The following is a 26,966-nucleotide window of genomic DNA, read 5'->3' on the forward strand; positions in this document are numbered from 1 at the left end:
ATGTCAGCGCTGAGGGGACACGTCATTTCAGATCATGGGAACAAAATCAATGCGGTAAAACCTCACGATCATTGGTAGGCCGACAATTGCTTTTTGTATAATTGCGCGTATTCGCCATTCGCAGCGCACAGGGAGGCGTGGGTACCTTGTTCTGTCAGACGACCCCCAGATAGCACTGCGATTTGATCAGTTGCGTGAACAGTTGAAAATCGGTGGGATACGAGGACCATAATCGCACCCCCCTTGCTATGTCTCCGTGCTTGCTGAGTGAACAGTTCGAACAGGTCGTGTTCAGCTTGCGCATCGAGCGCGGCCGTTGGCTCGTCAAGAACTTGTAGGGCCGCTGTTGGCCGCATGAGACCTCGTGCTAAGGCAATCTTTTGCCATTGCCCGAACGAAAGTTCCGTCCCTCCGAAGGTTCGTCCAAGTTGTGTGTCTAAGCCGCGAGGAAGGTTGGTAAGCAGTCCTTCACCGGCAGCCTCTCTGAGGGCGTCTTCTGGGAGCTGTCCGTTTCGGTCGTGAAGGTCCCCGGCCTGGATACCTTCGCGGACAGAGACTTCCAGCCGGAGGAAGTTCTGCAGCGTACCCGTACACACGGAAGCCCAGGCTTCCGGATGAGTTTGCGTAAGTGGCTCACCGTCAATAAGAATCTGTCCTGTTGTGGGTTCATGTACTCCCAGGAGCAGCTTGATGAGGGTGCTTTTCCCGGCCCCGTTCAGACCAACGATTCCCAGTGACGTTCCGGCAGCTACCTTGAGGTTTATGCTTTCGAGTACGGGCTTATCTGAACCTGGGTAGGTGAACGAGACGTCCCGTAGTTCCAGCCCTTGAGTTGGCTGGATGTTTGTTGTGGCTCCGTGTTTCGCGGTGCGCTTTCCGTAGGCAAGAAGCCAATGCCGGTGTTTTGCGACTCTTCCACCGTCAGCAAAAGCTGTCACGGCGTCTATCGCTTGTTGCTGTTGGAGACGGAGTTGTCCTGCAAGGGAAATGACGAGAATGACATCGCCAAGACCCGTATGCCCTGATGTGTAGAGCCAGCCGACAAAGACCAAGCCCGCTGCCAGCGCCGCAAAATACAGTAACCAGCCGGATATTTCGCCGCCGGTCCCCTTGAATCGCGCCTTTGTTTCGAAGAGTGCTGCCGTGTTCCAAAGTTCTTTTGCTCGGCGGCTGAGCTCAGATCCATTGTTGGCGATCAAAATCTCTTTGGCCGCATCTGGGTTCAGGCACAGGTTGTGGACGGCCTCTTCGTTGCGGAGCGACTCGACTCCTTTGTCCACGGCCGTCCGCTGGAGTTTCTTGGCTCTGTTCGTTAGTGGCAGGATCGGAATGGCGCATAGAGCCAGCAGCGTGAGAATCGGATGCACCATCGCAAGGGCAACTGTGCTCAGGGTGATGCTGAGTATGGCAGCTGCAGCATAGACGGCCGACCAGCCTGTGTTGGTCAGGGCCACCAGACCACGTCGGAGCATCGTGATCCTGTTCAGGTACTCCCCACGTTCCAGATGGACGATGGTGGGAATTGAGGCCGAAAGTTCCGTGATCTCCTGTTCCAGGGCAAGCTGGATTCGATTACCGAGATCGTTTCGATAGTTGTGGGAGAACCTTTGGCCGACCAGTTGGAGCGCATAGGCGACCGCACCCAGCGCGATGGCCCAGAGCAGCCCACCTTCGTTCTGTCCCTTGGCAGAATTGACTATCCACCGTTGCGACAGGCCCAGGGTTACGGCTGTTCCTGACCCAAGCAAGACGAAGGCGCCCACGGCCAGCGTGATCTTACGGTCCGCTCGAAAACTTAGGACCATGGTGTCGTAGGCCGCTTTGATACCGGTGTGCTTAGTCATGGGTTCCCTCCTCTTCGAACCGGGACGCTTGTAGCTGGAATAGCGTTGCGTAGCGGCCCTGTAATGCGATGAGATCGTCGTGGGATCCCTCTTCGATGATCTGACCGTTTGCCAAGAAGACGATGCGGTCTGCGGGTCTGACGGTTGAGAGCCGGTGGGAGATCAGGACTACGGATGCCGGCTTAATCAGCCCAATGATTTGTTCGAAGAACGATGTTTCCGAGCGAACATCGAGGTTGGCCGTGGGCTCGTCGAGAACTATCAGATTTCTGCCTTGTGAAGAGGCGAAGACCGATCGAAGAACGGCCAGTTTTTGCCACTGACCACCTGATAAATCACGTCCGCCTGTGGCGTTTTGCCACAGCTTGGTGTCCAGAGTTGCATCGAGGTCACCCAGCAGCGTTCCCAACCCGCATCTATTCATTATCTGGATTAATTGACAGTCGGTGACCTCCGCTTCGGGCGCGGATAATCTGATGTTCTCCCGTAGGGCGAGCGGGTAGTGCACGAAGTCCTGGAAGAGGACCGATATCCTGCGGCGCCATCCTGATGGGTCGAGGTCGCGCATGTCGGTTCCATTGACGGTTACTCGTCCGGAAGTTGGGTGGTAGAGCCCGGCAAGCAGTTTGATCAGCGTCGTCTTACCGGCGCCGTTGCTGCCTACGATGGCGAGGTTCTCTCCTGGTCGGATAGTCAGATTAAGGTCATGGAATACGGGATGGTGCTGTCCTGGGTACTGGAAGCACACATTCTCGAACCGGACCGTGGCGGCCTTAGCAGGGGAATTCAGTTTTCCCTTCTGCTCAAGGGCATCCTCGTTTTGGAGCGCACGCAGGGCCTCCACAGCAGATTTTCCGTATTCGATGTCGAAAGCTTCTGACCCCATGACTGAGATGGCAAAGATGCCCAGCACGGCAACGAGTGCAGATGTAAGTTGGGCGGAGGACAGTTCACCGGCAAGGGCGGCCAGCCCGGGAATCCCCAGCCCCAGGGTCCCTGCGCTCAATGCAAGACTTGCGTTGACCCATTGGCGGTTCAGGATTGTCCTACGTATGCGCCAGTAGTCCTTCATCCACGAATAGTGAGCCTCCAGTCGGCGCTCGCTGATCCACGGACCTAGGCCAAAAAGACGGACTTCCGTCCCTGCGGCAGGACCAAGGGCAAGATTTGCCCAGAAATCGACTTTCCGACGTTCTGGTGTAGCAGCGTCTTTGACCCCTTCGAGAAACATCCACTGGCGCCTGGTGATCGACCTGATGACTAACGAGAGGATGAGGAGCGCGAGGGCCAGAAGCGGGAACCATTGCGCAAGGACCGCGCTCATGAGGACGGCGCTGAGGACGCGAGCTGTGATCTCAAGCTGCCCGGTTGCAGCTGTTCCAGGCGAACGAAGCCGCCACGTGAGGCCCTGATCTCCAGCCTTTTCAAGTAGATCCCTGTATGCGGGATCCTCAAGGTGCCCGATTTCGGTTCTTCGAAGGGACAGCTCCCTGACCCTTGAGCGCACAGCACCGTCGATTCCTTTTATCACCGAAACCTTCATCGACTTCGAAACAATTTCCGCAGTTTGTCGCGCCAGCAGGACCCCCGCCAGCCCGGCAGCGGGCCAGAGCAAATCTGCTCGTTCAGTAAGGCTATGGACGACTTCGTGGGTAAGGAATGCTGAGAGCGGCCCAGCCGCAACCGAACAAGCAGTGCAACAAAGGAGTATGCCGAGAGGCCCTGAAGAACCAGCCATCAGAAGTCTGAGAAGGGCAAGACGTTCCCGGGCGAGGTTTGTCCCGGCGTGAAGTATCCGGGGGCCAAGAGCGTTTGTCCTGTTCGCGGAGGGTTGCCCTGGATGAGGCCCAGAGGCGCCCATCACGGTGCGACTAGGCGGAGCGGGAATATAACCGATGCGTTGCGGGCAGGATCTGTCGGGCTGATGTCTTGGAACCCGACAAAAGCATCCAAGTGGGTCATGGCGTCTGGCTTGTAGGAAGGGAATATCGCCCAAGGAAGTTCGGCCCTCAACACGAGCCGGTTGGCGTCGACTCCCTCCTCCGTCCACTCTGCGGTGATGGCCTCCTCGGTTGAAGCACCTCCCGGGGCGCGATTCCTGACACGCGTGGCTGCGTATGGATAGGAATGGTAAATTTCGACCGCTGGGTTCCCGAAATTCAACAGAGCTACACAATGGCCCCATAGCGAGCCTGAGTCCAGCCGCAGTTCGACCGAGAGTGACTCATTGGTCCAGGCGAATGTAAAAAAGGCAGAGATGTTCCTGCCTTGAAGGCGATGGTTAAAGGATCGGATGTTGGGGTTTTCCGTCGCTATATCCGGCGTGGGGCGGCCCGGTTCGAGCTTTAGAACCTTCCCGCCCAACTTGGCAGCTGAATGTTCCAATGATTGTGTTCTGATGATCTCTTCGGAGGCATCCAACAGACCGGGAACAGTCCGAAGGAGGAAGGGGAAGTGATCCCGGCTCCAAAGGGTTACATAGTGGTTCACCGCCTGCCCTTGATAGGCCATCAAAGGCCAGGGAAGTATACGCAAATATTCCTCGCAAGCCGCCGCAGCAAATCCTGCAGCATCTTCGGCCTCCCATTCGGTAACTAAGTCGCGGAAGAGGACGACATCAAATTCCTCTCTGGACATAAGATCTGCCAACTCCGCGAGTTCACTAAGACGAATGGTGTGGTTTGTCAGCCAGTGGGGCTTGAGTTTGTCTTTAAGGAGATTGCCGCAAATTATCAGAGCGGACATTTCTGCCTTCAGCACCCTGATTGGCCCATGGCTGGTTTCGATGTTCGTGGAGTTCCCGAACAGGGCATCGAAGGTAATCTCGGACCTGTCGGCGGGCTGGGATTCAGCGCCTTCGTCGATGTCTATGCGGCCAGGCTTTGCGAGATCGACGACCTCCAATGCCGGGTATCCCCAGATCGGAAAACAGTGATGCAGGTCCAGGGAGTAATGCCCGAATCCGGCCTTTTCGGCTTCACCCGTTGTCAGGACTCGGGCGAAGTGTCCCGCTTCGTGAATACCGCAAGGCCAGTCCGGCCGGAGAACATGATTGATTTCTCGCAGGGGTTCATAGTAGAGGTCAGCTTTGCCACGACTCGCCTGCGGAACCACCAAATCAATATCGGCATACATTCGGATCGGGGAGCTTTCTCCAGTGATCAGTGAAGCCGTGGGTCCCTTGATGAGGACTGATTCGAGACTTTTACGCGTGAGGTGGCGCTGGACCCGGGAAATTTCCTGTAGATAGAAGTCGTTTCGCGACTCTACGCGGTGTTGTTCTTCTTGAACCTCGACAATCAGTTGCTCATCATCGAGGACCATCGCGCGGTCATTCAGCAGACGTTGAAGCCGCCCAACCAGTCGATGCCGAATCAGTGCCTGAAGAACAACTTCGCGGGACGCGTTGACTGTGACCGGAATTACCCTATCGTCCTTGATTTTTCGACCGGCCACAACACAAAGAAATTCAAACAGTTCCATTTCATCCCATTTCATTTGAGGTCTGTCGTTTCGCTCCACCGAGCTGGCCTTTCGGCTTCCTGATTCCAATTCCGGTCGTGTGCATCTCAGGCAGTCGCTGGGCCAGTGATTCACCTCGTCTGGAGGAGGACGTCATGAGAAAGCGTTTTCTCAGATCCTACGAAACAGTGTAGTCTGTCGTCAAAGTTGTGGCAGCCGTGTTCGATCGATACCGGGAGACTTGCGTTTCGGGGCTCTGACGATGTCGTTGGAAGCCTCGCTGGCAGGGTGCTCGACCCTCCATGTCGTATCCGTCCAGGGGGCCAACAAATACACCAGCACGCTGGATGCGTGTTCTTTCAAAGGAGGCCGAATGTTTGTTAGTTCTCAGGGCGTGCCCAGATGAGCCAACACGACGTTGCCATCATCGGGGCGGGGGTGCTTGCAAAAGCAACTGCTCTTGAACTCTGCAAGCTTGGAAAGTCTGTTGTTGTTTTCGCCCCGCCCGAGTTGGCCCGGAGGAGTGCCAGTAGCGCGGCCGGCGCGATGCTTGGTGCTTTCGCGGAGTTCACGAAGGGAAAAGACGACTTCGCGGATCGTCAGGAGGCCGAACTCCGTATCAGATCTGGGCGCCGTTGGCAGTCCTGGTACGACGAGATCACCGACGGCATATCCCACGAGGGGGGCGTTCGTCGGGGAACCTTCATCGTGGCCACCAATACGGGCCTCGAGGACGTGGAGAACGTTGAGTTCATTCAGGAGCGTGCGAGCCAGTTCGGCGAACCGCATTCATGGGTGGACCCGCGAGATGTTGATGGGCTGAACCCGCATCGCTTGTGCAGAGCCCAGAAGGTTCTTGCGCTGCCGAATGAGGGGTACATAGATAGTGGCGTCTTGCGCGATGCTGTCGACGAGGCCCTTATCAGGAATCCCTTGGCGACAGTGGTTGGCGAAACCGCAGTTAAGGTCACGATTGAGGGAGCAACACCCACTGTAGTTTCAAGCATTGGTCACGTCTATTCGGCCGCGGACCTAGTTGTCGCTGCGGGGGCAGAAAGCACGAAGCTGTTGCGCCAACTTCATCTGCCGTTCTCTTTGGGTGTTCCGGAGCTTCTCGGGGGCAAGGGCGTTAGCGCAATAGTAACGGGTGATCTGGCGTTCGCGGGGGTGTTGCGTACACCCAATCGCGATTTCGCTTGTGGAACCCACATTGTTCCTCTTGGTTCTGGCCGAACTTATCTGGGCGCTACGAACCGCTTGGAAACAGAATCATTCCTCAACCCCAGAGCCACCTTGGGTGAACTGCATTCGATTGCGCACTCGCTCTCCAACGAGATCAATGTCCATTTCAGGACAGCTGAGGTGACTGAAATCAGGGCAGGGTATCGGCCAATCTCGTCTGATGGATACCCTATCTACGGTCAAACAGCGCACCCTCACGTCTTTGTTGCCACAGGGACGTATCGCAACGGCATACTCATGGCGCCCGAGATCGCAAGGACTGTCGCACTCGAGGTTGCAGGGTCGGCCCCACAACCAACAAATGCCTTCTCCCCGGTCGAGCGGCAAAAGCTCTTCTCTGATCGGGACATGGAAGCGATCATGCTGGGCAGTCTGAAGCAAGTGGTTTCTTTCATGCAGGAGCCTGACGGAAACCTTCCCTTTAACCGTGCTGCGGAGCTCGAGGGATTATTGCGTGCCTTCCTCCAAGGCGCCCTCAACCTGGAAGGCGGAACGGAACTGGTCGCGCTGTATCGCGACCTGACCGATCGATACCCCATCAGTGAAGCCATGCCACTCCTCATGTATGAAGTCACCCAGCGATGACCGAGATGGAGTGTGAGTATTCTTCATCCGACTCCGAGGGTCGCCAAGTGGTGATCTTTGATTTGGACGGAACGATAATCGACAGCTCAGCTTCAATGGAGGCATCCTTCCGAGCCGCGTTTTCCCGCGTTCATGGTCAGCAGGATGGGGTGCCCTTCGAGGAGCTGCGCAAGCGCCAAGGTGTCCCCTTTCCCACGATCTGTCAGGAGATGGGATGGTCAGCGGCGCTACCGGCCGCATTCATTGAGGAAAGCAGACGACGAATGGGTTCCGTCCGGGTCTTCCCCGGCATGGAGAGCATTCTTCGGGAACTCTCCGGAGAAGGCGTCATTTTGGCACTGCTCACCGGTAAGGACCGATCCAGATCCGTTCAGATCCTCGCCCAGTTCGGCTTGCACGACCTTTTTGAGTCAACGGTGTGCGGGGATGATGCCTTGCCGGGAAAACCCGAACCGGCAGGGGTGCGAGAGCTGATTCTGCGCTGCGGTTCGACGCCGGACAGGACGACTTATGTCGGTGACGCTCCTGCCGACTTCTGGTGTGCTCAGAGGGCGGGGGTTCGCTTCATTGGTGTGAAGTGTGGTTTGGGCAGCCGGCGCTGCTTGAAGGCTTGGGCTGCCGGGTTGCCAGCAACCCGGCAGGGCTGAGGGCAGCCTTGTGGACACTGCAGGTGAAGTCGTCGTGAAACGGATCCTTCTTGTGCACGGGCCGAACCTGGGCAGGCTTGGACTGCGCAGGCCCGAAGTTTATGGGCGCACCACTCTCGTGCAACTGGAGACGCAATTGCGAGCCCAGGGACTTGTCTCTGGATTCGAGGTTATCTGTTTTCAGTCGAATTTTGAGGGGGAGATCATTAGTTTCATTGACGATCAGCGGGCTGCGGCTGGGGTAATTTTGAATCCTGGCGCGTTGATGATGTCGGGTTGGGCCCTACGGGATTGTCTTGAGGACTTCACCGGGACAAAAATCGAACTGCACATTTCAAACGTCTTCGCTAGAGAGAATTTCCGAAGGTCATCGGTACTGGCCGACGTCATGGACGGGTTCATCTCGGGTCTTGGCGTCGCTGGCTATTCAGCTGCCCTCGAGGTCCTGATGGGTGGGCTACGGAACGCGGAAGGCCAAGCATGAAGGTCGGACCATCGGACCAGAGACTTGCGCTTGATCTTGGTGCAACGAAGTTTGCTTATTGCGTCTCGGGGGGTCGGACAGCGTGGCAACCATCAGTCAAGCAGATCCCGTGGCTGGGCAGTGCCGAGAATGAGTTTGCGGCGATAGCGGAATTCTTGGACGAGGACCATCGGGTTTTTGGGGGAGTTCCCGTCATTTGTGTCGCTCCGACGTTGCAGGCAGGACGAGTGCTTTCCTGGCCGAACCGGTCGTACTGGGGTGGGTTTCCGTTGATGGATGCCCTTCAATCCGTTTTGGAAAGCCCGGTCGTGGCGCTTGCTGATGGCGCCGCAGCGGCGTTAGTTGATGCTGGCCCTCGGAACGACGTGCATTACATTTCGCTCTTTTTCGGAACCGGTGTTGCCGGTGGTGTTGTCGATGACGGGGACGTCGCGCAGTTGGGTCCGCTGAACCCGGAGCTTGGGCACATTGTGACCAACCCACACGGGGAAATTTGTGTTTGCGGTCGCAGAGGCTGCATTCAAGCGGGTTGGATCGCTTTCCAGGATGGACGCCTCAGTTTCGGTGATCTCGTTCGGGAAGTAGGAGCGCTACTCGTCACACTGTCCCGGATGTTTCCACGGTGTGTGGTTTCGCTCGGCGGTCGGCTCGTCACCGGGGGGACCGCGACAGGCGAACAACTCTTGTCCGACCTCCGGAACTTTGTTGGACACGACGCGTGGTCTCCCGAGATCCGTCTCTCCGGCGAAGTGTCCAACGCACCCTTGGCAGGTGCGCTTCTTCTGGACCGTGAGTCGGGCTACTTAGTACAAGGGAGGCTCGCCTTTCCCGGGGCCAGCACCTCCGACAGGGATCAGTTCGTTTCAGCACTTCAAGCTGCCGGTGTCCCAATCAACCGCGCCTATCCGCCATTGTTCGAATTGCCGGCGTACGGCCGGACACCGGAACCAGGGGCCACCTTCGAGCAGTTGGTCGAGAGATGTCCGAATGCCGTGTTGATTGGGCAAACCGGTTTCAGCATCCATCATCGAGCGCTGCTGTCCGGGCCCGATGATTTGCAGCGAGTGGCCCAGATGATAGATGAAGCCGTCCAGTCCGTGAGAAAGAACCGACAGTGAAAAGTGCCTTGATCTTAGGTTTCGGATGGGCAGCTCGAGAGCTCTGGGTACCAGCCCTCGCGACGGCAGGATTCGGTACGTTCGGGGTGATAGACCAGCATGCCGACATGGCCGCCGTTACAGGGAAACAGATACGGCGCCACGAGAATGTCTCTGGTATTTCGTCATCCGCCTACGACGTCGCGGTGGTTGCTTCCCCAAATGCAACGCATTCAGCCGTGGCCGCGGAGCTATTGGAGCGGGGGCTTCGAGTCGTTGTTGAGAAGCCCATTTGCGTAAGTGTGGACGAGTTCAAGCTGTTGCAGCAAGCAGCATCCAACGGTGGCGGCGAATTGCTGCGCAGCTGCAGCAGCCGGTATGACCCCCATTTGGTCGAGTTTCGGGAACATCTTCAGGAGGTGGGCCTGAGTAAGCCTACCTATGTGAAAGTTTCTTGGCTGAGGGAGAACGGCATCCCTAATTCTCCCTGGCATACGCAGTCCCAACATGCCGTTGCCGGGTCATGTCTGGATCTAGGGTGGCACCTGCTTGAAAGTGTCATGGAACTTGTTGGCTACGCTCCACTTCAGTGTTTAGACGCACAATTCGATTGCGATCCGGGTACGCAAGGGGCGGGCAGGGCTTCGTGGCATCGAAGCGACCTTCAGATCTCATCAATTGACGTGGACACGATGTCCGAAATTTCGTTCACCAATGAGAACGGGGTTTCGGTGGAGCTACGGACAGCGTGGAGATCGACAATGTCGGGGGATCGGGTAACGATTGAAGTGGGGGACAGCACCGGCTTTGGCCGTCTTACGACTCTTTTCGGTCTATCCCAGTCCTTGTCGCAGGTCCCGAATATCGAATCGAGCGTCCGCGGGCGGAAATTCCTAAAGGAACTCCCGCCTAAGGCTCGAGGGGTCGCGCACGCCCGGATGGTCACCGACTTCGTCAATGGTCATTTTCTTCCGGCAAACTTGGGCCAATCCTGGGAACAACTCGAGTCGTTGGCTGGAGCGGCACAGCAGATAGTAGCTAGTCATGAGGTTTGGCGCTCTTCGCGTGTCTGGGGGAGGAAATAGCAATTACATAACAGCAACTGTCCGAAACCAGGATCCGAGCATGTACTCCGGCACGAACTTTTGACCCGTGCCTGGCTTCGCTCATGTATCGTGTCGCATCCTCGAGGTTGCGATACCGCAGACCCCTTTTATTTGACGAACCCAGAAGGCATACCGAATGCAGAACAGCTTTAAGGCCGCTTTAGTTCATCCCCTGACCCACGAGATCGCGGGCGAAGTCAAGATTCCCGGCTCTAAGAGTTTCACCAACCGGGCCATCATCCTCGCTATCGCAGCAGACGGAGTAAGCACTATAGAGAACCCGCTCTATAGCGATGACACACTTTATGGGTTAACCGTGGCGGAAGACCTTGGATGCGAGGTTCATAGGGAACCCGGCAGCGTAAGCATAAGAGGCATCGGCCGGCGCCGTCCAAAGCAAGGCAATGTCCTAAACGTCGGCTCCGCTGGGACAATCGCCCGATTCCTGCCTTGCTTGCTTGCTTTTGGTGATGCAGGCGAGTGGGACCTGACTGCGAGCCCACAGATGAGCAAACGACCGATGAGCGGTCTGCTCAGCGCCCTTGGTCAATTGGGTGGGCTGGTCGAATGCCTTGAACTTCCTGGTCGGTACCCGCTCGCAGTCAGGGGAGGGCGCCACCAGACCAACAGCTTGTCAGTTGAGGGCAATATTTCCAGCCAGTATCTGAGTGGCATACTGCTTTCCGCGCCGCTCCTCACCGGAGGACTTTCTGTCTCAACTGCAGGAGGAGTTGTGCAGTCCGCGTATGTGGACATGACTATTGACTGCATGAGGTCCTTCGGAGCCGAAGTTGAGACTACCGAAGGTCTAAAAACTCTCAAGGTTAAAGGGGGAGCTTATCATCCAACGGACATTGCTGTTGAAGCCGATGCGTCAACGGCCTCATACTTCGCGGCCCTGCCAGCGATAGTCGGAGGCTCGATTCTCTTGTCCAACATCTCTAAAAGGACCAAACAGCCAGATATTCGATTCCTGGAGATTCTCGAGGCGTTCGGCTGCTCCGTATCTTGGATCGAGACCGGCGGCGTAGTAGTTGAACGACCGCGAGAGACCACGAGGATCAAGGGTGGACACAAATTTAACCTGAACGACTGCTCAGACATCGCGCTTACCGTCGCCGCAATCTCTGTTTTCGCTGATTCTCCCGTCACTATCGAAGGCGTGGAACATATCAGGCATCACGAAAGCGATCGCATCGCCGCCATGACCCAAGCCCTAACGGCAATGGCTATCAGAGTCGAAGAGCGCCACGATGGATGGAAGATCTGGCCTTCGTCACCCAGTTTCGCTTCTGTTGCTACACACGACGACCATAGGGTAGCGATGGCGCTGGCCGTAGTCGGCCTGGCAGGCTCCGGTGTTCGACTTGACCAGCCGTCGTGTGTTAGCAAGACCTGCCCGGACTTCTATGCGCTCCTAGCTGATTTGGGAGCAAACATTACCATCTAAAAACCACGCATACACGTGACACTTAACCAGCTTCCAGTAGTGAAAGAAGGGCACCCGTTATCGCACGCAGGCTCCACGGAAATATCAAAGTATCCGGACAGGCCAAATAAAATAAGTCAAAATCTGGACATGAATCGACTGAACCACCTGAAATGACCTGTCGAAATAGCCGCGACTAATTCCCTACTATAACAAGAATCCTAGCCAAGCACTTTGATAACCCTTGACCACATGGACAGATGCCCGCACGACTCTTCAACTTTTCGGGCAACAGCCGTCGGCGCCGATAGGCTCTGCGCGGCACTACGAAAGGCAATATAATCCCGTTCGAGCAAATTGGAAACTTCAGCGGACGGCATTTCAAGCCACTCTGAAATCTCCTTGTTTCGCGCACGAACCGAGTGTCGCATCAAAGAGTGATAATCCAAATTCGAGGGCGATCCATTATTGCACTCCGAGCAATCGCAAGAGACTAGGTCCGGGAACTGGCGCCAGATCGTCGTGGCAATATCCACTCCTACATAACGATGAAGACGAGGCACATAATAGCGCGCGGGTGGGGCCCCCGACGTAGGAAGCTCAACCCAGTCTCGATGCTCACCGAATCCAATCCCGTGGGAGGAACCAGTGAGGCCATACCGCGAAAGCAGCACCGAAAAGAACCCACCATAGAGGGCAAACACCTGCTGCCCTCTATTTGTCGAAGACTTCAAGGATTCACCGTACTGGACAAGTTCCGCTTCCGAACTTAACTTAAACTCATCCAAATTACTTATCCAAGCAATAATTTGGCGCTCGACGGTCAAAGATGCAAGCCGATCCCATTCTGAGGCCGATCCTGCTGCGATGACTCGTCGTAGCTTATCATCCACCCCTCTTAGCTTGGCATATGACTGCGACGCCTCCCAAAGACGCTGAGAAACACCTTCCCAATTGTCAGCTGAATTTCCCACCATCGTATAAGGCGGAAGAATAAAGAGAGGATCCTGCCGATTCTCTGGGAGGACTGGCTCACCCAGCCTTGCAGCATACTTATCGAATGTCTTTGTTTGGACAGTTTCGAATCCAACATTGAAATCAATCCAATTAGACGAAATCTGCTCTATCATGGAATCAGTGAAACTTGCCGGATCGGGTGCAATAAATTGGCTCACCAGTGACGGCACGCCGAGAAGATCCGCGAGCATCTGATGCGATTTTTTTGGACGTTGCAGAACGTTCTGAAACAACGGAAACCGCGAATCGATGACGTAAGGTTCCGCAGAGCGAGCAGACAGGGACAGGACGAAGCCTTTAGTTCCTTCAGCCTGAAATGCAGCGATAGTCCCCGGAACCAGCAAACCGTCAAAGTATTCAGAGAGGTCTCGGACCGTCTGCTGGTCCGTGGAGCCATAGCTTAAGTAATGCTGAAAGCTCTCAAACACAAGCCACTCCAATCTCGCTCAAACGAGCCCCCACTCTTCGCTTCGACTCAGGATCAAACCCTGGGCTGCCAGGTCGGCATAGAACCATTAATTGGCCGCCATCGATTGCAATAATTCCGATGCCAAACTTTTCCGCTTCGGCCACACTACTAGCACGGGGACGGCTTCCCAATACCATCCAGGAGCGATCGACGCTAAGTCGATTGTAAGCTGCTTGCTCTAAGGCACGACCGAAGCCGCCGAGTTTTAATTCAAAGGTAGAGATAATTCCTGATCTTGTCATCGTGACAAGATCAGCACGACGTCCATTAATTGGAAATTCGCGCACAATTATTGAATCTTCTCTAACCCACCTAGAACGCTTGAGCCAATTCACAAGGTCGGGCATCATTCGGGATTCGCCCCGCGTATCAAATGCCTTGTCATGCTCAATAAATCTCATCATGCGGCATCATCACCTGAATGAGTTTCTATCGGATCAGCATGCTCAATTGATTGTTGAATTCTCGCATCAAGGACCGCATAGGAGGAAACAAGAATAACGGCAATGGCAAACATTGCAGCCGAAATCCAACAGGATGCTTGCCACAGCCAAGTACTTGTAAATGCAAAAAAGTACAGGGCGGTAGACACAAGAACTAGGGAGGTAAAAGCAATAGCCACTGTTTTCAATATTGAGCAAACCCTGAGTATCCAACGAAATTGCCGATGTATAGCGTTCCGCTCTTTGAGCGCCCTAATGCCATGCTTTACCGGCTTTTGCAGCGAGGATGGGTCGACGACAACATCACCTGGGTTGAAAGGCTGGGAGGAATCAGGCAGTACGGCATTCAAACGTGCTTGCAAATCCTGCAACTTTTCAACAGCGCGTTCAGTGAGTCCAGCGAAGGCGATATCCACCGGCTTCCGCAGTCGCAGATGCGTTTTTCCGCGGAGATGCAAGCTCGCCCACGTAGCGGGAGCGCTCAATATAAAAACGGCTCCCCCAAAGCCGAAACCCCATGCGGGATCGGGCAACTGCGCCGCTACCGTAACGGCGTCAAGGTGCAGTGTCACGTATTTGGCCCCAATATCTCATCACGAATTACGGATTTTGTTGTGTACTCCTGATAGCGCGTATAAACGTAACGAATGAGCTGGCGCAGCGGAAGGAATCCAAACTGACGCTTAAACTGTTGCAGTTCCGCCACCGCCCCACGCGGCAGTTCTCTCGTCAACGCCTCAAAGTACTTCCATCCGCGCTCCGTCAATCTGAAATCTCGGGTCCGGTACGGATCATTGCTCTGCCCGGCCGAGCCCGTATCGAGGCCGATCCCTTCGCGTTGTTCCCATATGTCTGTGACATCGGGTGACGGTGAAGAGGAATCCTCAATCAGCTGGGCCGCCGCAAGCATATCCACAGCCTGATACACCTTCTGCGAGAACGGCCCAAAGTTGTAGGGCTCAAAGCCAGCGTCCTGCGACAGCCACGACTTACTGGAGGTCTCTCGCTCAAGTAGGAACACAAGTTTTTCCAGCCGAGTGATTCCTTGAATCTCGCCCGGTCGCGCACCTGCGACGCGCGTCCCTAGCAGAAGGACAATGGCATCGTCTATCTCTATCAGGTTGCCCACGACTACCTCCGGCTTCTCTCTCGACGTTCCTACATCCTCCTCTGAACCACTGACGATTATTAGGACGCAAGATACCTGGCTGGCTGCAACCTGCAGCATATCGTGAATCCCACATGATCCTGGATCGGGCAGCCTACTGGGACATGGGCGGTAATTTCCGCCCATGCGCTCACCACACGCTAGGCGCTGGTATCCCAAATCCGCGACTCCCCACCCACCCCCTTGACTCGCACCCCCACCTTCCCTAAACTTTTCATAAAGCAGAATCTAAATTCCACGAAGCGGAAATCGAGGCCAAGCGCCAAGGCCCACGCAAAGCACAGGGAAGATAGATCAAAGCCCCTCCTCGGAAGGACCTACGATGACGTACACAGTGAACTGCTCCATCCTCCTGACGGAGCTGCCCTTGCTCGAGCGCCCCGCCGCCGCGAAGGCAGCCGGTTTTGACGCCGTCGAGTTCTGGTGGCCCTTCGATACCTCCGTCCCTAGCGACACCCGAGTAACCGAGTTCGAGAACGCCATCAAGGACGCCGGCGTTCAGCTCACGGGCCTGAACTTCAACGCTGGCAACATGCCCGGCGGCGACCGCGGCCTGGTTTCCTGGAAGGGACGTTGCTCCGAGTTCAAGGACAACATCGACGTCGTAGCCGGCATCGGTGAGCGCCTCGGCTGCAAGGCCTTCAACGCCCTCTACGGCAACCGCCAGGACGAGTTCACGCCTGAAGAGCAGGACGAACTCGCCATCAAGAACCTCGCAGCAGCAGCAGAAGGCGTCGCCCGCATCGGCGGCACCGTCCTCCTCGAGCCGGTCAGCGGCGCACCCAAGTACCCGCTCCTCACCGCCGAAGACGCACTCAAGGTCATCGCCCGCGTCAAGGCAGAATCCGGCGCACAGAACATCAAACTCCTCGCCGACTTCTACCACCTGGCAGTCAACGGCGACGACGTCGAATCCGTCATCGAGAACCACGCCAAGGACTTCGGCCACATCCAGATCGCCGACAACCCCGGCCGCGGCGCACCCGGCACCGGCAACCTTCCCCTCGGCGAATGGATCGCCCGCAGCCGCGAACTCGGCTACGACGGCTACATCGGCCTCGAGTACAAGGAACCGCAGGAAACGGCCTTCAGCTGGGCCATCCGCCAGCGCGCCAACGCCAACTAGCCTCCAGCACACCTGAGCTAAAACAGACTTTCAGAAAGAGAACCACAATGAGCAACGTTGCAGTCATCGGCCTTGGAATCATGGGCCTGCCCATGGCCATCAACCTCGTCAAGGCCGGCCACACGGTCACCGGCTTCAACCGCAGCCAGGACAAGATCGACAAGCTCGTCTCCGAAGGCGGCCAGGGCGCCAGCTCCGTTGCGGACGCAGTCAAGGACGCCGACGTCGTCATCACCATGGTCCCGGACTCCCCCGATGTTGAGGGTGTTGTCAGCGGCAAGGACGGCGTCTTCGCCAACGCGAAGAAGGGCACCCTCTGGATCGACGCGTCCAGCATCCGCCCGGACGTCGCCAAGCGCCTCTCGGAAGACGCAGTCGCAGCCGGCATCCGCCCGCTCGACGCTCCCGTATCCGGTGGCGAGCAGGGCGCAATCGACGCCGTCCTGTCCATCATGGTCGGCGGCGAAGCTGCAGACTTCGAGGCAGCACAGGATGTCCTCAACGCAGTGGGCAAAACCATCGTCCACGTTGGCCCCTCCGGCTCCGGCCAGACCGTCAAGGCAGCCAACCAGCTGATCGTGGCCGTCAACATCCAGGTCCTCGGCGAGGCCATCGCCTTCCTCGAGGCTTACGGCGTAGACACCGACGCAGCACTGAAGGTCCTCGGCGGCGGCTTGGCCGGCTCCAAGGTCCTGGACCAGAAGGGTCAGAAGATGCTCGACCGCAACTTCGACCCCGGCTTCCGCCTGGCCCTCCACCACAAGGACCTCGGCATCGTCACCTCCGCAGCTCGCGAAGCGAACGTCGCTGTCCCGCTCGGCGCAGTCGTCGCCCAGCTCGTCGCCGCAACCGTCAACCAGGGCGACGGCGGCCTCGACCACTCGGGCCTCTTCAAGCAGGTTCTCCAGCTCAGCGGCCGTAAGTAAGCCAAAAGGCGCCCAAGCAACACAAGCAGGGAACCCGCCGTCGTACATCAAAAACGACGGCGGCTCCCTCACCACACCCAAAAACACCCCAGACTTCGTCCGTAAGGGCACCAAATTAGGAGTACACCATGGCTAAGATGCGCACCGTTGACGCGGCAGTCGCCATCCTGGAAAAGGAAGGCGCCACCGAGGCTTTCGGCCTGCCAGGCGCAGCGATCAACCCCTTCTATTCAGCAATGCGTGCCCACGGCGGCATCCGCCACACGCTGGCCCGCCACGTTGAGGGCGCCAGCCACATGGCAGACGGTTACAGCCGCGCAGCTGATGGCAACATCGGTATCTGCATCGGCACCTCAGGCCCTGCCGGCACGGACATGATCACCGGCCTCTACGCAGCGCAGGCGGACTCGATCCCCATGCTCTGCATCACCGGCCAGGCACCCGTTGCCAAGCTGCACAAGGAAGACTTCCAGGCCGTGGACATCGAGTCCATCGCCAAGCCGCTCACCAAGTTCGCCATGACCATCCTGGAGCCGGGCCAGGTTCCCGGCGCTTTCCAGAAGGCGTTCCAGCTGATGCGCTCGGGTCGTCCGGGCCCGGTTCTGTTGGACCTGCCCATCGACGTTCAGATGGCCGAGATCGAGTTCGACATCGACGCCTACGAGCCCCTGCCCATCGAGAAGCCCAAGGCTTCCCGCAAGCAGCTGGAAAAGGCCCTGGACATGCTGACCGCAGCCCAGCACCCGCTGATCGTTGCCGGTGGCGGCATCATCAACGCCGGCGCTTCGGCACAGCTGGTTGAGCTGGCCGAGATCCTGAACGTTCCGGTTATCCCGACGCTGATGGGCTGGGGCGCCATCCCGGACGACCACCAGCTGATGGCCGGCATGGTTGGCCTGCAGACCTCGCACCGCTACGGCAACGAGACGTTCCTGCAGAGCGACTTTGTGATCGGCATCGGCAACCGTTGGGCCAACCGCCACACCGGCGGCCTGGACACCTACACGGCCGGCCGTAAGTTCGTGCACATCGACATCGAGCCCACGCAGATCGGTCGCGTTTTCTCCCCGGACTTGGGCATTGCGTCCGACGCCGGTGCGGCGCTGACTGGCTTGATCGAGCTGGCACGCGAGCGCCAGGCAGCAAAGTCCTTGCCGGACTACTCGGGTTGGGTTGCCGAGTGCCAGGAGCGCAAGGGCTCCCTGCACCGCAAGACCAACTTCGACAACGTGCCCATCAAGCCGCAGCGCGTGTACCAGGAGATGAACAAGGCCTTCGGCCGCGACACCACGTACGTGTCCACCATTGGCCTGTCGCAGATCGCCGGCGCACAGATGCTGCACGTGTTCGGTGCCCGCAAGTGGATCAACGCAGGCCAGGCCGGCCCGCTGGGTTGGACCGCTCCCGCTGCACTCGGCGTTGTACGTGGAACCCCGGATACCACCGTTGTTGCCCTGTCCGGTGACTACGACTTCCAGTTCATGATCGAGGAACTGGCCGTGGGCGCACAGTTCAACCTGCCGTACATCCACGTTGTGGTGAACAACAGCTACCTGGGCCTGATCCGTCAGAGCCAGCGCGGCTTCAACATGGAGCAGAACGTTTCCCTGGCCTTCGAGAACATCAACAGCCCGGAAACCAACGGCTACGGCGTTGACCACATAAAGGTTGCCGAGGGCTTGGGCTGCAAGGCCATCCGCGTTGAAAACCCGAACGACCTGCCTGCCGCTTTCGACAAGGCCAAGGCACTGATGGGCGAGTTCAAGGTTCCCGTGGTTGTTGAAGTGATCCTGGAAAAGATCACCAACATCTCGATGGGTGTTGAAATCAACGGCGTGAACGAGTTCGAAGAGCTGGCAGAGTCCGCGGCGGACGCACCCACCGCGATCCTCACCAAGGCCTAAAGAGAAACAGTAAGGAGGCACCGGAATGCGTGTTGTCATCGCCCCGGACAAATTCAAGGGCTCGCTGTCCGCGCCCGACGTCGCCAAGCATCTCGCAACAGGACTGCTGGCGGGCTTCGGTCAGGGCATACAGGCAACACGCATTCCGGTGGCCGACGGCGGCGAAGGAACCATCGACGCCGCCATCGGCTCCGGCTTCACCCGCCGGACCACCACCGTCACGGGCCCGCTGGGCGAACCGGTGAAGGCCGACTTCGCAGTCAAGGGCACGGAGGCAGTCATCGAAATGGCGGCAGCTTCCGGCCTCGCCCTCCTGCCGGAGGGTCCCAGCAGCGACACGGCCAAGAAGGCCACCAGCATCGGAACGGGCGAACTGATCCGCGCCGCGCTGGACCTCGGCTGCCGCAAGATCATCCTGGGTGTGGGCGGCAGCGCCAACACCGACGCCGGCGCAGGCGTCCTCCAGGGCCTCGGCGCCGTCTTCCTGGACGAGCACGGCAACGAACTCCCCGGCGGCGGTGCCGCCCTCGCGGAAATAGACAGCATCGACTTCTCCAACTTCGACGTCCGCGTCGAAGCCACAGAGTTCGTGTTGGCGTCCGACGTCGACAATCCCCTTTTGGGGGCCAGCGGAGCCCCAGCCATCTTCGGTCCGCAAAAGGGCGCGACGCCGGACGACGTCGCCGAACTGGATGCCGCAGCAAGCCACTTCGTCGACGTCCTCGCTGCAACAACCGGCCAACACGCCAAGTACGCAGCCAAGGCAGAGGGCGCTGGAGCAGCAGGCGGCGTTGGCTACATAGCGATAGCGGCACTGAAGGCAGAGCGGCGGCCGGGTATCGACGTCGTGCTTGAATTCACCGACCTTGAACAGAGGCTCAAGGGCGCCCACCTGGTGATCACCGGAGAAGGCAGCCTGGACGAACAAAGCCTGCTCGGCAAGACGCCCATGGGTGTCTCGCGCGCAGCACAGAGGAACGGGGTTCCCGTGATCGCAGTCTGCGGCCGGAGTACCCTGAGCCGGGAACAACTCGCGGATGCCGGCTTCCACACGGTCCATGCCCTGACCGACTTGGAAAAAGATGTCCAAAAATGTATCGCTGAAGCAGGACCGTTGCTTGAACAATTAGGGAAGCACATAGGCGTGTACCTGGCGGAACGGACCGGCACCACCGACAATAAGGAGTACCTCAATGTCTGAAGCAATCGGCGCCTATGACCTCGTTATCCGGGGCCAGCGCATCCTGACCACCGCCGGCCTCGCAGCGCGCGAAGTTGGCATCCGCGACGGCATCATCGTCGCCATCGAGCCCCTGGGCAACGGCCTGACGGGCAACGAGGTCATCGAACTCGCAGACGACGAAACCCTCATCCCCGGCCTGGTGGACACCCACGTCCACGTCAACGAGCCCGGCCGCACCGAGTGGGAAGGCTTCGCCTCCGCAACGCGCGCCGCAGCTGCCGGTGGCGTGACCACCATCATCGACATGCCGCTGAACAGCATCCCACCCACCACCAGCGTGGACGGCCTGGAGCAGAAGCGCGTCGTCGCCAAGGACCAGGCGTTCGTGGACGTCGGATTCTGGGGCGGTGCCATCCCGGGCAACAAGAAGGACCTCCGCCCGCTCCACGACGAAGGCGTGTTCGGCTTCAAGTGCTTCCTCCTGCACTCCGGCGTGGACGAGTTCCCGCACCTGGACGCGGATGAGATGGAAGAGGACATGGCGGAGCTCAAGTCCTTCGACTCCCTCATGATCGTCCATGCTGAGGACTCCCACGCGATCGACCGCGCCCCGCACCCCGGCGGCGACCACTACGAAACGTTCCTCGCATCCCGCCCCCGCGGCGCCGAGAACAAGGCCATCGCCGAGGTCATCGAGCGCGCCCGCTGGACCGGCGCCCGCGCCCACATCCTGCACCTCTCCTCCTCGGACGCGCTGCCCATGATCGCTTCGGCAAAGCGCGACGGCGTCAACCTCACCGTTGAGACGTGCCCGCACTACCTGACCCTCATGGCCGAGGAGATCCCGGACGGCGCAACCGCGTACAAGTGCTGCCCGCCCATCCGCGAAGCGTCCAACCGCGAGCTCCTGTGGAAGGGCCTGCAGGACGGCACCATCGACTGCATCGTCTCGGACCACTCCCCCTCCACACTGGACCTCAAGGACCTGGAAAACGGCGACTTCGCTGTGGCCTGGGGTGGCGTTTCCTCGCTCCAGCTGGGCCTGTCCCTGATCTGGACCGAAGCCCGCCACCGCGGCATCCCGCTGGAACAGGTGGTCTCCTGGATGGCCGAGAAGCCTGCCGCCCTGGCCCGCCTGCATAACAAGGGCCAGCTCGCCCTGGGCTACGACGCCGACTTCTCGATCTTCGCCCCGGACGAAGCCTTCGTTGTGGACGTCACCAAGCTCAAGCACAAGAACCCGATCACGCCGTACGACGGCCGTCCGCTGGCCGGCGTCGTCCGCAAGACCTACCTGCGCGGTACCCCGATCGACGGCCAGAACCCCGGCGGCAAGCTGCTCCGCCGCGGCAACGTTTAGGGTCAACCGCCATGGCAGTCAATGCCTACGGGCCGCCGCCTTTCCGTGACCCGGCAGCGCGGGCCAGGGGCCGGCGTCCGGGACTCAAGGCACAGCCCGGCCTGAGCGCGCGGGGCCTCGCCCTCTGGGTCGACCCGGCCGGGGGCGACGAGATGGATCCAGCAGTCTGGGAACGGGCAGCACGCCTTGTGCTGGCCCGGGCCATGAAACTTGCCCCGGAGGCGGAAGTCCGCATCTGGCCCGCCATCGGGGCAGAACACTCCGGCGTCGGCGATACTTCCTGGGGCGGCACTCCGCAGGAAGCCGCCGACGCCGGTACCCACCCTTCCCTGTCCCTCGCCGAGGCTCTCGCGGACGGACAGGACCGCGACGCCGGGAGTGGCGGCAGCACCGCCGTCGAGCCCGTCATGTTGGCCGGGCGCCGTAGTCAACTTGCAATCGACCTCGCTGCTGAAGTAGTGCTGCTCGACGGCGAGCCGGTTGCCTTTACTGGCATGGAATACAAGCTGTTGCGCTACCTCGTGGTGAACTGCTCGCGCGCCATCAGTCGTGAAGAATTGCAACGCTTCCTGGAGTCATTTGACCTCCCCGGCGCGGCATTTCGCTCCATTGACGTTTATGTTGGAAGGGTGCGGCGGAAGCTCGGAAGCGCCCGCCACACTGTCGCCACCGTCCGTGGTGGTGGCTACCAGTTCGTGCCAGGGCCTTATGCCACCGTGCGCGGACCTGCGGAATACAGCATCTAGTTTGGCTGTTGTAAAGCATCAATGCTCCGCAATTCTAGAATGACCGCTGTTGTTTTAAATGACTGCCGGCTGCGCGCCGGTGAAACGCAAAGGATCGCCATGACCCAGAAACTCCTCGTCGGAACGCAAGCACCTGACTTCGCGCTGCTCGACGCCGACGGCACCAAGGTCTCGCTGTCCGATTACCGCGGACGCAACGTCATTGTGTACTTCTACCCCAAGGCAGCCACCCCCGGCTGCACCACGGAGGCCTGCGATTTCCGCGACAACCTCGCCAGCCTGCAGGGCAACGGTTACGACGTCATCGGGATCTCCCCGGACGCCCCCGAGGCACTCGCCAAGTTCACTGGTGAATTTGCGCTGACCTTCCCGCTGCTCTCCGATGAGGACCACTCCGTGGCCCTGGCCTACGGTGCCTGGGGCGAGAAGCTGGTTGACGGCGAAATCGTCGAAGGCCTGGTCCGCTCCACGGTTGTGCTCGACGGCGAAGGCACCGTCAAGCTCACCCAGTACCAGGTTTCTGCGCAGGGCCACGTCCAGGCCCTGAAGGAAGAGCTGGGCGTCTAACCCTCTCTCACATCCTGCGGGTTTCAGGGCATTCCTCTCTCACATCCTGCGGGTTTCAGGGAATCCCTCTCGCACATAACTGCACAATTTTTGTAACGCCCGCTCACTATTATGAGCGGGCGTTACACGTCTCTTTACTAAACGTGACAAAAGCCCCGCGGCAGTAGTTAATGGAGCCATGGTCTCAACCGTGTCCCCGCGCCATGCTGTAGTCGTCGAAGATGACGCCGACATCCGTGGCCTCCTCGTTTTGATTCTTGAGCAGCTGGATTTTGTGGTGACAGAAGCGCCCGACGGTCTTTCCGGCGTCGAGGCTGTCCGTAACACCAATGCCGAACTGGTGACGCTGGACATCAACCTTCCGGACATCGACGGCATGGAAGTCTGCCGGCGCATGCGTGAGTTCTCGGACGCCTACATCATGATGCTGACGGCCCGTGCCGACGAGATTGACCGGCTCAACGGTTTGGACACCGGGGCGGACGATTACATCAACAAGCCGTTCAGCCCCAAGGAACTGCAGGCCCGCATCCGGGCGCTGTTCCGCCGCGCCCGGACGCCCGCTGCACCCGCCGAGGACACGCGGCAGACTGACGAACTCGCGCGCGCTGCGGTGGTGCAGAAGAGCCTCCTCCCGCAGGAAACAGTCCGGCTGAACGATTACGACGTCGCTGGCGCCTTCCGCCCGTCGCGCAGCGTGGGTGGGGACTTCTACGACTGGTACCAAACCAGCGACGGCATGCACCTGACGTTCGCGGACGCCATGGGCAAGGGCATGGGCGCAGCCTTGATAGCTGCCACAGTCCGCGCCGTGATGCGGTCCGTGGCTGACACCCCGGCTATTGCTGACGCTTTTGAGTCCGCCAGCGCCACCCTCACCGCCGATCTGGACCAGTCCGGATCTTTCGTGACCATGTTCCACGGGCGACTGGACAGCGCTTCCGGCAAGCTCAGCTATATCGACGCCGGTCACGGACTTGGCCTGCACGTCCCGGTCGAGGGGGCGGCACGGAGGTTGGTTTCCGCCGGGCCACCTGTCGGGATCATGGACGGACAGCAATGGCCGGCCGCGGAACTGCAGCTGGAGCCCGGCGATTCGCTGGTGATCGTTAGCGACGGCGTGCTCGACGCGCACGATTCCCTTGAAGAGTTCGTGAGGAATGTAGAGAAGGCGGCGCGGAGCGGGGGCACCTCGGACGACGTCTGCGCTGCCCTGCTCGAGCTGGCACCGGCGGACACAGCGGAAGATGACGTGACCGCCGTCGTGGTTCACCGACGGCGTGAGATTGGCCGGCTGGAAAGCAACGACGGCGGAGTTGCTCAGACCATCCGGTACTAGTCACAAAAAGGGGGGAACGTGACGCGATTCTGGACTCGGCTTTGTGTTGTCCTAACGGTCATTCTGGGCGTGAACTACGTGGCGTGGCGCTGGCTGGCTTCGCTGAACTGGGAGGCGTGGTGGATCGCTGTACCGCTGGTGATTGCCGAGACTTACAGCCTCATTGACGTCATGCTTTTCGGCCTGACTGTGTGGAACCTGAAGATTCGCAAGCCACCGCCCGCGGCGCCAGACACCGCTACGGTCGACGTTTTCATCACCACGTACAACGAACCCTTGGACCTGGTGATGACCACGGCCCTCGCCGCCAAGGACATCCGCTGGCCGCACAGTACCTGGATCCTGGACGACGGCAACCGGCCTGAGATGCGCGAGCTCGCCGAGTCGAACGGGATCGGCTACGTGACCCGCGGTGCCGATTGGACACCGGACATGCCGCGGCACGCCAAGGCCGGCAACCTGAACAACGCGCTCATGGTCACCTCGGGCGAATACCTGTTGATTCTCGACGCCGACCAGATCCCCGAACCGGACATCCTGGACAAGACGCTGGGCTACTTCAACGATGACCGCGTGGCGTTGGTCCAGACGCCCCAGTACTTCATCAACGTTCCTGCCGACGATCCCCTGGGTAGCCAGGCACCCCTCTTCTACGGCCCCATCCAGCAGGGCAAGGACGGCTGGAACGCGGCGTTCTTCTGCGGCTCCAACGCAATCCTGCGCAGGGAAGCCCTGATGCAGCTCGGCTTGGTGGGCTACGTGAAGGCCACGGAGAAGAGTGTGCGCCGTGCTCTGGCTGCGTCGCGCTCTGCCATCAAGAAGGCCCGGCGCTCGGCGGAGGCGGAGAACCCGCTGGTGGAGCAAATGCTCAACGAGGTGGAAGCCGCGACTGAAAGTGCACAGCAGGAGCTCGAAGCCGGGGCATCCTTGAGCGAGATCACGTACCGCGTACGCCGCAAAGTGGACGACGCCGTTCGCACGCTGGTGGCTGCCGACTTCTCGGCGCTCCAATCGGACCTCGAAGAAATCGCGGCAATGGAACTGGCCCACGTCGGCGAGTCTGGCGTCACGACTGTGGCGAGTGACGCCGTCGACCGTATGTCCGGACGCGACTGGTCACCGCTCGGTGCCCTCGAGTCCGTCCACGCAGTCCTGGACGCCATCTCCGTGGAACGCACCGACGAAGCCCAGCCGATCATGCCCTTGGCCACCATCTCGGTCACCGAAGATATGGCAACAGCGATGCGCCTGCATGCACTTGGTTGGAAGAGCGTGTACCACCACGAAATCCTCGCCAACGGGCTGGCTCCCGAGGACATCAAGACCATGCTGACCCAGCGCCTCCGCTGGGCCCAAGGCACCATGCAGGTCCTCCTGCGCGAAAACCCTCTGGTCCAACGCCGCCTTACCTGGGGCCAGCGGCTCATGTACTTCTCCACCATGTGGAGCTACCTGAGCGGCTTCGCGGCCGTGGTGTACTTCGCGGCGCCCATCATCTACCTGACGCTCGGCATCCTTCCGGTGACCAGCCTGAGCTTCGACTTTTTCATCCGTTTCATACCGTTCATGGTGGTGAACCAGATGCTGTTCGTCATCGCCGGGCACGGGATACCCACCTGGCGCGGGCAACAGTACAGCCTCGCGCTGTTCCCCACTTGGATCAAGGCCTGCACGACGGCGGCGCGTAACGTCTGGTTTGGCCGTCCCCTCGGATTCGCTGTCACCCCCAAGGCACGGCAAAGTGGCGGACCCAGCTGGAGCCTGATTCGTCCGCAGATCATCGTCGCTGCGTTGCTGGCCTTGGCCATGGTGGTTGGAGTCCTTCGCCTCCTCTCCGGTATGTCGGAGCCGCTGGGAACGCTGGTGAACGTAGCGTGGGTAACCTTCGACCTGGTGGTCCTGAGCGTCCTGGTCAAGGCAGTTTTGTACAAGGGCTTTGTGCCTGAGGAATTGGCGGCTCCAGAAGGTCCTGAAAGCCCCGAACGTCCCGAACGCCCCGAAGAGAGGAATGCTGATGCAGTTTAGCTACGAAGTCAGAGACACTTACGCGGAGGTGAAGGGCGTTGGCCGGTTAAACATGGTGGCAGCCCCGAAGCTGCGTGAGGTGGTGGCCGAGGTGGTGGCCGGCGGATCCAGCCGTGTAGTGGTCAACCTTGCAGAAACCGACTTCATGGACTCATCGGGGCTTGGCGCACTCATCGGCTGCCTCAAGGCCGCCCGCCAGGCGGGCGGCGACTTGCGGATATCGGGTGTGCAGCCGCAGGTCAAAATGGTCCTGGAGCTGACCAACATGGACCGGGTATTGACCGCGTACTCCTCAGCGGAGGAGGCGTTCGGAAATGACTGAAGTAATCGCCCGCAGGGGCTACAGGGGACCCTCCGACGACGACGCGATCGAGGCCATCCACACCGAGCTGGACGCTCTGTGGGATGACGCCTCATTCGTGCCGGAGATGGACCGGATGACGTTCACAACCGCCGTCATCGAGTCCGCCGCCAACATCGTCCAGCACGCGCAGCCCGTGGGCGAGAAGCCGGTGGAGATCGACGTCGACATCACCGTGCAGCCCACCCGTCTCGTGGCAAGGGTCAGTGCCCACAATGCCCGGGAGCCCTTCGCCGAGGACATGCAGGCAGACTTGCCGGACGAAGAAGCCGAGTCCGGCCGTGGGCTGGCGCTCATCGAGATGCTGGTGACAACAGTGACCTTCGAGCGCCAGGACGGCACCAACACGTGGATCCTGACCCGCGAAACCTGATCCTCGCTCACTTCCCACAGGCTTTCGGGCGATCTTCTCTCACATCCAACAGGCTTTCAAGCA

Annotated in this window: 24 protein-coding genes; 17 read left to right on the forward strand and 7 right to left on the reverse strand. The window is 59.3% G+C overall.

Annotated elements, in window-relative coordinates:
- Window positions 1-68: 68 nt before the first annotated feature.
- The 3 genes from LDN90_RS20765 to LDN90_RS20775 form a co-directional block, all read right to left on the reverse strand.
- Window positions 69-1,844, reverse strand: coding sequence for an ABC transporter ATP-binding protein (locus LDN90_RS20765; protein WP_223946945.1), 1,776 nt, complete (start codon window positions 1,842-1,844; stop codon window positions 69-71).
- Window positions 1,837-3,459 carry an ABC transporter ATP-binding protein gene (locus LDN90_RS20770; RefSeq protein WP_223946946.1) on the reverse strand — a complete coding sequence of 541 codons (1,623 nt, stop codon included), beginning with the start codon at window positions 3,457-3,459 and terminating at the stop codon, window positions 1,837-1,839. Before LDN90_RS20770 ends, LDN90_RS20765 begins: the two co-directional genes overlap by 8 nt.
- 245 nt (window positions 3,460-3,704) lie before the next feature.
- Window positions 3,705-5,342 (reverse strand): nucleotidyltransferase family protein, encoded by a 1,638-nt coding sequence (locus LDN90_RS20775; protein WP_223946947.1) that lies wholly within the window; start codon window positions 5,340-5,342, stop codon window positions 3,705-3,707.
- Window positions 5,343-5,708: 366 nt separating this feature from the next.
- Between LDN90_RS20775 and LDN90_RS20780 the strand changes: the two genes are divergently transcribed.
- The 6 genes from LDN90_RS20780 to aroA all read left to right on the forward strand — a co-directional run bounded on the left by LDN90_RS20780 (window position 5,709) and on the right by aroA (window position 11,917).
- Window positions 5,709-7,133, forward strand: coding sequence for an FAD-dependent oxidoreductase (locus LDN90_RS20780; RefSeq protein WP_223946948.1), 1,425 nt, complete (start codon window positions 5,709-5,711; stop codon window positions 7,131-7,133).
- Window positions 7,130-7,780 carry an HAD family hydrolase gene (locus LDN90_RS20785; RefSeq protein ID WP_223946949.1) on the forward strand — a complete coding sequence of 217 codons (651 nt, stop codon included), beginning with the start codon at window positions 7,130-7,132 and terminating at the stop codon, window positions 7,778-7,780. Before LDN90_RS20780 ends, LDN90_RS20785 begins: the two co-directional genes overlap by 4 nt.
- Window positions 7,781-7,814: 34 nt before the next feature.
- Complete coding sequence (locus LDN90_RS20790) at window positions 7,815-8,264, forward strand: type II 3-dehydroquinate dehydratase (RefSeq protein WP_223946950.1); 450 nt, start codon at window positions 7,815-7,817, stop codon at window positions 8,262-8,264.
- A complete protein-coding gene (locus LDN90_RS20795) occupies window positions 8,261-9,382 on the forward strand; it encodes an ROK family protein (protein WP_223946951.1) in 1,122 nt (373 codons plus the stop codon). Before LDN90_RS20790 ends, LDN90_RS20795 begins: the two co-directional genes overlap by 4 nt.
- Window positions 9,379-10,446: a Gfo/Idh/MocA family oxidoreductase gene (locus LDN90_RS20800; RefSeq protein ID WP_223946952.1), complete on the forward strand. Its 1,068-nt coding sequence runs from the start codon at window positions 9,379-9,381 to the stop codon at window positions 10,444-10,446. Before LDN90_RS20795 ends, LDN90_RS20800 begins: the two co-directional genes overlap by 4 nt.
- A gap of 157 nt (window positions 10,447-10,603) precedes the next feature.
- A complete protein-coding gene (gene aroA / locus LDN90_RS20805) occupies window positions 10,604-11,917 on the forward strand; it encodes a 3-phosphoshikimate 1-carboxyvinyltransferase (RefSeq protein ID WP_223946953.1) in 1,314 nt (437 codons plus the stop codon).
- 200 nt (window positions 11,918-12,117) lie between these two features.
- Here aroA and LDN90_RS20810 read toward each other — a convergent pair whose 3' ends face one another.
- From LDN90_RS20810 to LDN90_RS20825, 4 genes are read right to left on the reverse strand one after another with little or no spacing between them, the layout of a single operon-like run.
- Complete coding sequence (locus LDN90_RS20810; RefSeq protein ID WP_223946954.1) at window positions 12,118-13,341, reverse strand: hypothetical protein; 1,224 nt, start codon at window positions 13,339-13,341, stop codon at window positions 12,118-12,120.
- A complete protein-coding gene (locus tag LDN90_RS20815; RefSeq protein WP_223946955.1) occupies window positions 13,334-13,786 on the reverse strand; it encodes a hypothetical protein in 453 nt (150 codons plus the stop codon). Before LDN90_RS20815 ends, LDN90_RS20810 begins: the two co-directional genes overlap by 8 nt.
- Window positions 13,783-14,397, reverse strand: coding sequence for a hypothetical protein (locus LDN90_RS20820; protein ID WP_223946956.1), 615 nt, complete (start codon window positions 14,395-14,397; stop codon window positions 13,783-13,785). The genes LDN90_RS20815 and LDN90_RS20820 overlap by 4 nt, the downstream gene beginning before the upstream one ends.
- Window positions 14,394-14,954 carry a hypothetical protein gene (locus LDN90_RS20825; protein WP_223946957.1) on the reverse strand — a complete coding sequence of 187 codons (561 nt, stop codon included), beginning with the start codon at window positions 14,952-14,954 and terminating at the stop codon, window positions 14,394-14,396. Before LDN90_RS20825 ends, LDN90_RS20820 begins: the two co-directional genes overlap by 4 nt.
- A 361-nt stretch (window positions 14,955-15,315) precedes the next feature.
- Here LDN90_RS20825 and LDN90_RS20830 point away from each other — a divergent pair, with 361 nt between their 5' ends.
- The 11 genes from LDN90_RS20830 (at window position 15,316) to LDN90_RS20880 (ending at window position 26,903) form a co-directional block, all read left to right on the forward strand.
- Window positions 15,316-16,119, forward strand: a complete 804-nt coding sequence (locus LDN90_RS20830) for a TIM barrel protein (protein ID WP_223946958.1) — start codon at window positions 15,316-15,318, stop codon at window positions 16,117-16,119.
- Between the two features lie 47 nt (window positions 16,120-16,166).
- Window positions 16,167-17,045 carry a 2-hydroxy-3-oxopropionate reductase gene (locus LDN90_RS20835; RefSeq protein WP_263426271.1) on the forward strand — a complete coding sequence of 293 codons (879 nt, stop codon included), beginning with the start codon at window positions 16,167-16,169 and terminating at the stop codon, window positions 17,043-17,045.
- 128 nt (window positions 17,046-17,173) lie between these two features.
- The gene (gene gcl / locus LDN90_RS20840; RefSeq protein ID WP_223946959.1) at window positions 17,174-18,949 is read left to right on the forward strand and encodes a glyoxylate carboligase; all 1,776 of its coding nucleotides are present in this window, start codon (window positions 17,174-17,176) and stop codon (window positions 18,947-18,949) included.
- Between the two features lie 25 nt (window positions 18,950-18,974).
- Window positions 18,975-20,150 carry a glycerate kinase gene (locus LDN90_RS20845; RefSeq protein ID WP_223946960.1) on the forward strand — a complete coding sequence of 392 codons (1,176 nt, stop codon included), beginning with the start codon at window positions 18,975-18,977 and terminating at the stop codon, window positions 20,148-20,150.
- Entirely contained in the window at window positions 20,143-21,492 is a 1,350-nt protein-coding gene (allB, locus tag LDN90_RS20850; protein ID WP_223946961.1) for an allantoinase AllB, read from the forward strand. Before LDN90_RS20845 ends, allB begins: the two co-directional genes overlap by 8 nt.
- A gap of 11 nt (window positions 21,493-21,503) precedes the next feature.
- Window positions 21,504-22,238, forward strand: coding sequence for a winged helix-turn-helix domain-containing protein (locus LDN90_RS20855; RefSeq protein WP_223946962.1), 735 nt, complete (start codon window positions 21,504-21,506; stop codon window positions 22,236-22,238).
- Between the two features lie 99 nt (window positions 22,239-22,337).
- A complete protein-coding gene (bcp, locus tag LDN90_RS20860; RefSeq protein WP_216926569.1) occupies window positions 22,338-22,805 on the forward strand; it encodes a thioredoxin-dependent thiol peroxidase in 468 nt (155 codons plus the stop codon).
- Between the two features lie 178 nt (window positions 22,806-22,983).
- Entirely contained in the window at window positions 22,984-24,144 is a 1,161-nt protein-coding gene (locus LDN90_RS20865) for a SpoIIE family protein phosphatase (protein ID WP_223946963.1), read from the forward strand.
- A gap of 18 nt (window positions 24,145-24,162) precedes the next feature.
- A complete protein-coding gene (locus tag LDN90_RS20870) occupies window positions 24,163-26,169 on the forward strand; it encodes a glycosyltransferase family 2 protein (protein WP_223946964.1) in 2,007 nt (668 codons plus the stop codon).
- On the forward strand, window positions 26,159-26,491 hold the full coding sequence (locus LDN90_RS20875; RefSeq protein WP_223946965.1) for an STAS domain-containing protein: 333 nt from the start codon (window positions 26,159-26,161) through the stop codon (window positions 26,489-26,491). Before LDN90_RS20870 ends, LDN90_RS20875 begins: the two co-directional genes overlap by 11 nt.
- Window positions 26,484-26,903: an ATP-binding protein gene (locus LDN90_RS20880; RefSeq protein WP_216926573.1), complete on the forward strand. Its 420-nt coding sequence runs from the start codon at window positions 26,484-26,486 to the stop codon at window positions 26,901-26,903. The genes LDN90_RS20875 and LDN90_RS20880 overlap by 8 nt, the downstream gene beginning before the upstream one ends.
- The last annotated feature ends 63 nt before the right edge of the window (window positions 26,904-26,966 follow it).

The organism is Arthrobacter sp. NtRootA1, from assembly GCF_019976975.1.
Taxonomy (GTDB): Bacteria; Actinomycetota; Actinomycetes; order Actinomycetales; family Micrococcaceae; genus Arthrobacter; species Arthrobacter aromaticivorans.

Coding starts and splice junctions, on each gene's coding strand:
- LDN90_RS20875 (WP_223946965.1), top strand. CDS start 26,159: ATGCAGTTTAGCTACGAAGTCAGAGACACTTACGCGGAGGTGAAGGGC.
- LDN90_RS20880 (WP_216926573.1), top strand. CDS start 26,484: ATGACTGAAGTAATCGCCCGCAGGGGCTACAGGGGACCCTCCGACGAC.
- LDN90_RS20775 (WP_223946947.1), bottom strand. CDS start 5,342: ATGAAATGGGATGAAATGGAACTGTTTGAATTTCTTTGTGTTGTGGCC.
- LDN90_RS20815 (WP_223946955.1), bottom strand. CDS start 13,786: ATGATGAGATTTATTGAGCATGACAAGGCATTTGATACGCGGGGCGAA.
- LDN90_RS20865 (WP_223946963.1), top strand. CDS start 22,984: ATGGTCTCAACCGTGTCCCCGCGCCATGCTGTAGTCGTCGAAGATGAC.
- bcp (WP_216926569.1), top strand. CDS start 22,338: ATGACCCAGAAACTCCTCGTCGGAACGCAAGCACCTGACTTCGCGCTG.
- aroA (WP_223946953.1), top strand. CDS start 10,604: ATGCAGAACAGCTTTAAGGCCGCTTTAGTTCATCCCCTGACCCACGAG.
- LDN90_RS20855 (WP_223946962.1), top strand. CDS start 21,504: ATGGCAGTCAATGCCTACGGGCCGCCGCCTTTCCGTGACCCGGCAGCG.
- LDN90_RS20845 (WP_223946960.1), top strand. CDS start 18,975: ATGCGTGTTGTCATCGCCCCGGACAAATTCAAGGGCTCGCTGTCCGCG.
- LDN90_RS20795 (WP_223946951.1), top strand. CDS start 8,261: ATGAAGGTCGGACCATCGGACCAGAGACTTGCGCTTGATCTTGGTGCA.
- gcl (WP_223946959.1), top strand. CDS start 17,174: ATGGCTAAGATGCGCACCGTTGACGCGGCAGTCGCCATCCTGGAAAAG.
- LDN90_RS20785 (WP_223946949.1), top strand. CDS start 7,130: ATGACCGAGATGGAGTGTGAGTATTCTTCATCCGACTCCGAGGGTCGC.
- allB (WP_223946961.1), top strand. CDS start 20,143: ATGTCTGAAGCAATCGGCGCCTATGACCTCGTTATCCGGGGCCAGCGC.
- LDN90_RS20765 (WP_223946945.1), bottom strand. CDS start 1,844: ATGACTAAGCACACCGGTATCAAAGCGGCCTACGACACCATGGTCCTA.
- LDN90_RS20835 (WP_263426271.1), top strand. CDS start 16,167: ATGAGCAACGTTGCAGTCATCGGCCTTGGAATCATGGGCCTGCCCATG.
- LDN90_RS20830 (WP_223946958.1), top strand. CDS start 15,316: ATGACGTACACAGTGAACTGCTCCATCCTCCTGACGGAGCTGCCCTTG.
- LDN90_RS20780 (WP_223946948.1), top strand. CDS start 5,709: ATGAGCCAACACGACGTTGCCATCATCGGGGCGGGGGTGCTTGCAAAA.